This window comes from Serratia sp. ASV30 (assembly GCF_016428815.1).
Lineage (GTDB): Bacteria > Pseudomonadota > Gammaproteobacteria > Enterobacterales > Enterobacteriaceae > Chania > Chania fonticola_C.
In genome coordinates this window covers 1-4,362 of the sequence record NZ_JAELTL010000116.1, presented here as the reverse complement: position 1 = coordinate 4,362, position 4,362 = coordinate 1, and the positions used below count along the sequence as shown (strand labels likewise).

Below are 4,362 nucleotides of genomic sequence, written 5' to 3'. Positions count from 1 at the left end.
CCCCCCCCCCCCCCCCCCCCCCCCCCCCCCCCCCCCCCCCCCCCCCCCTTTTTTAGTTGGCATCGTCGGCAGCGTCAGATGTGTATAAGAGACAGGTAGTTGCCCCTCACCCCAACCCTTATGTCTTGATCTTCTCCGCCTTAGCGGAGAAGATCAAGACATAAGGGTTGGGGGACAATAGCCTGCAGGTATTTTTCCAGCACGATATTTTTCCTGCACAACACAACCGCCACTTTTTTCCCCTAAACTCGAGAACCAATTAGCAGGCGGCAGCCAATGCCACACCGGCAGTGCTTTCGATAATCTATCGGTATAATCATTTGCACTGTCCGCTTAGCTCAGGAACATTCATCGTATTTTGTGCTTTTTTGGTCAACGAGTAACTGACTTGGCATTTCTGCTCTGTGCCATTGCCCCACTGAACATTAACAACACCGCGTTCAGCAAGACCAGTCAGATACACTTGACCGTTGTCTCCAACGATAAAACCCTGTTCGGTTTTCTGTGCCTGATTAGTCACTGTTGCGCCGAACGGTACAGGGGTTCCATCTTTCCGTAACACTGTCATCATCGCACGTTGTCCGACGTTAGCCTCGAAGGTGGCGCGGACTAAAGCTCCCCGAGTAGGAACAACACTTTGGGTGTTTTGCACTATATCAACCTCATACGGTAGCGTTTCGGTATTCAACTGCACCTGATTTTTACGGTAAGGAGTGCCATAAGGTACGATGGCGTAGCCACGCCCGTCGGTTTTAACCCCCGCTTGGTTGCCTACACTCACACCGGCAGCACCCTGCGCCTTTACCAGTACAGCTGTTTCTCCCAGTTGCTGGCCAAAAGTCACTCCATCCTCATGCGCTACAATACCACCCTGCAGGCCATAGCTCAGCCTTTGGCTATTTGGTTCATAGGCGTAACCAGCGTTGATTTGGCCGTAGGTTCCGCGATAATCTGCATTCAGGTTAGTCGTGCTGCCCCCGCCCTGGTTGACGTGCCCTTGCTGCATACTCCAGTTCAGATTGTTGTTCGTCAACGCGGTACCACTCAGGCCCACAGTGTTTGTTGTGGCGTTTTTCTGACTAGTGCTCATGCTATAGGTGGCATAGCTATTTCCCATCCAACGATTGAGTGGCACGCTTACATTGAAGGAAAATACCTGATCACGTTCGTAGGTGCGCCCGCTGTTTCCCCTATTGTTGCCGCTAGCTACTGAATCTTCGTTGTAGTTGTAAGAAAATCCATAATTGATGCCATTCCAACTGTTATTGTAACCGGTACCGATAGAACGCATGGTTCGGTTGTTGTTCCAATAGTCCTCGCTCACCCAGCTCAAAGATAAAGCACCAGCGCCTTCCCACAGGTTTTGACTGAGTGTCACTTCGGAACGGTTGCGCCTGCGTTCCATCTGCGACTGCACACCTTCATTTCGATAGGTATCCATAACCTCTTGCAGGCTGTAGTAGCCGTCGGTTGAGTATCGATATCCGGCAATCGCAAGGTTGGTTCCTGTCTGAACAATATTCTTGCTATAGCGGATACGTAATGATTGGCCACTCTCATCTGGCTGATCCTGCTGCGTAGACCTGGTATGGGTGATATCAGTGGAAAGTGCGCCGAAACGGCCAAGGTTTTTACCCAAACCGATTGCCACTGACTGGTAATTATTCGCAAATTGTACACCGCCATAGGCGGTTAAGCCGTGAGGCAGACCGTATATACCCGTCAGTTGGCTGAAAGGCGTCTGAGCCACTTTGCTGTCATAGGAACGATATTGCCCACCGGTTAAGGTATATTTGAAATATCCTTCACGCTGCAGTACGGGAAGTGAAGCAAATGGTATGACAAGTTGTTGCTCACTGCCGTCGGCTTCTTTGATTGTCACAAACAGGTCACCGCTGCTGCCGGTCGGGTACATATCATTGATTTCAAATGCACCTGGAGCTACAAAACTCTGGTAAATCACATAGCCGTTCTGGCGAATGACAACCTGAGCATTGGTTCGCGCCACGCCACGTACTACCGGGGCATAGCCTTTCAGGCTGTCGGGTATCATGTCATCGTCCGACGCCATCTGTGCACCACGGAACGGTACGCTGTCAAACACGTCGCTTGGCGAAGTACTGTCCCCCAGAATCAGTCGACTCTTCAGCGCGATGACGTCGCGTTGTGCGTATGAGTAGACAGTATTCCATTTATCCTGCCCGCTATTATCACGTTGCCAAGTGGTATAGTTGCGTAACCTCCAGGGCCCGATATTTATACCGGGCCGCAGGTTGGCAAACTGACTGCTGCTGTTAGCGTTGTTCGTACTGGCAGTGGCACCTTTCAGACTGTAGTTTAACAAAAAGGCTGAAATGCCATTATCCCACTGTTCTTCAGGTACATAGCCACGAGCCTTCTGCGACATGGCTGCCTGTGGAACACTCAGCAGCAACTGCTGAGCGCTGAAGCGAAATTCAGCACTGGCCTGCGGAATTGCACCTAAATTAGCACACTGGTTTTCCACATCACTGATGTTGGTAAACAGTTCTGTTCTTACCCCCATAGCTTGTAATTGTTCAACGCTCAGGCAAGGTTGCAGGCTTTCTTTACCTTCTTTATCTTTCGACGCTTTAAACTCAACATCACTTGTGCTCTGGCGTTCTTTGTTGAGATAAATATCAACTCGATAAGTGCCCGGGATCTGCATATTACTATCTTCAAATACGCTCAGATCTGCGCTGCCTTGATGTGAATTATCAATCTCAAGCAACGCTGGATTAAAGTAGTCCTGAGCCTGTGCATCGAAAGATACGCTAGCCAATAAAGTTAATTGAGCGGTAATTAAATACCCCCACTTGCTGACACGTAGTAAGCGGTGTATATAATTTTTATTATTCATCCGTTTTAATCCATTGTTTGCAAGGAAACTGTTTGACCGTTGTATTAGCATTTTTGAGTGCGTGCTGAATTTCTTGGATAATTTATTTTTACTTAAGATAGTTACATTTTGCTCACATGTTCTTTGCCCACGGCACCGTAATCACTGATAATCATCCAGCTTACGCTGTTGCCGGTAGCTCCCGCTGGCAATGTAAATCTCGCCGTATCACCTGGTGCGACATAAGTTGCCTCTTTCACTTCTTTACCGGTCACTTTCACTTGCTGGAAGTTCATGTAAAAAGAGGTAGGGTTGGTGACTTGCAGAGTGTTGCCATTACGCTGCCAAATCAGTTTGTCAGTCACTTCTTCTGGGGTGCCTTTCAGGTTCTCAGGCCTGTAAATCAGCTTGATACGTGTTTTCACCGCAATTTGTAGAGTATTCTTGCTCTCATCCTTTACCGTTGATGGGATGGATTTAATGTTGAGCCAGAACAGTGATTCCTTATCTTCTGGTAGATTGCCGCCCACACGGACAACACGCATCAAGTTTTCCTGCCCTGCATTTAAACGGAACAGTGGTGGAGTGATCATGAAAGGGGCTTTTTTAGCGCCGTCCACGTCGTTCTCAACCCAGCTCTGGATTAGGTAGGGCACTTTGTCTGGGTTGCTGACGGCCAGTGACGATTCCTTCTTGCTACCGTCATAAATCAGACGTGTACCGCCGATAACCACACCTGCCTGCGCAGTACTGCTGATCACCAGCAATGTCGTCAGTAGAGTAATAGGGGAAAATTTCATAAGAGACTCCAATATCTATAAAAAAATAGGCCAACCCATTTTTGTGTCGGCCAGGGTTCACAATATTTACGCCATAGCCCAAATAATGGGCTGCTCAGACCTTAGTTGTAATTAATGGTGAAGTTAGCCGTTGCGTTAGCTTTACCTGGTTTAATCTCAGCAACATCAGCGATAGCAATGTAGCTCGCGGTGAAGCCAAGGTTATTCACCGCACCTTTTGTCAAGGGATAAGCCTGGGAAGCGCTAAACAACGGCAACACATTGTTGCTGGCGTCAGACAACTGGATGCCAACGCCTTCTGCAACATCTACATCAGGAGACAGAGCTAATACGCTGTTGTCGCCATTAACAGTCGCGCCATCAAATTTAATTTTCACACTGGTTACTGTGTCCGGGCAATTTTTCAACTCCAGAGAAAACTGTGTAGTAGATACCTTGGAGCCAACCGAAGAGAATGCCGTTTTTGAGATTTTACCCAGCGTTACCTCCAAGGGTGAACCTACAGAGTTAGTCACCTGTCTCTTATACACATCTCCGAGCCCACGAGACAGGAGGTATCATCTCGTATGCCGTCGTCTGCTTGTAAAGGGGGGGGGGGGGGGGGGGGGGGGGGGGGGGGGGGGGGGGGGGGGGGGGGGGGGGGGGGGGGGGGGGGGGGGGGGGGGGGGGGGGGGGGGGGGGGGGGGGGGGGGGGGGGGGGGG

General features: G+C 49.8%; 4 protein-coding genes. All 4 read right to left on the bottom strand.

The features are described 5' to 3' along the window. Positions 1-316 precede the first annotated feature (316 nt). Positions 317-2,881 (bottom strand): fimbria/pilus outer membrane usher protein, encoded by a 2,565-nt coding sequence (locus JHD74_RS25410; protein ID WP_199063828.1) that lies wholly within the window; start codon positions 2,879-2,881, stop codon positions 317-319. Positions 2,882-2,982: 101 nt separating this feature from the next. After that, positions 2,983-3,660 (bottom strand): molecular chaperone, encoded by a 678-nt coding sequence (locus JHD74_RS25405; RefSeq protein WP_199063827.1) that lies wholly within the window; start codon positions 3,658-3,660, stop codon positions 2,983-2,985. Positions 3,661-3,761: 101 nt separating this feature from the next. Beyond that, on the bottom strand, positions 3,762-4,175 hold the full coding sequence (locus JHD74_RS25400; protein ID WP_199063826.1) for a fimbrial protein: 414 nt from the start codon (positions 4,173-4,175) through the stop codon (positions 3,762-3,764). Then, on the bottom strand, positions 4,172-4,362 hold a 191-nt coding region (locus tag JHD74_RS25395), incomplete at its 5' end, for a hypothetical protein (RefSeq protein ID WP_199063825.1). The genes JHD74_RS25400 and JHD74_RS25395, both read right to left, overlap by 4 nt.

Excerpts from the sequence above, each read along its gene's own strand:
- JHD74_RS25410 (WP_199063828.1), bottom strand. The coding sequence starts at position 2,881 with ATGAATAATAAAAATTATATACACCGCTTACTACGTGTCAGCAAGTGG.
- JHD74_RS25405 (WP_199063827.1), bottom strand. The coding sequence starts at position 3,660 with ATGAAATTTTCCCCTATTACTCTACTGACGACATTGCTGGTGATCAGC.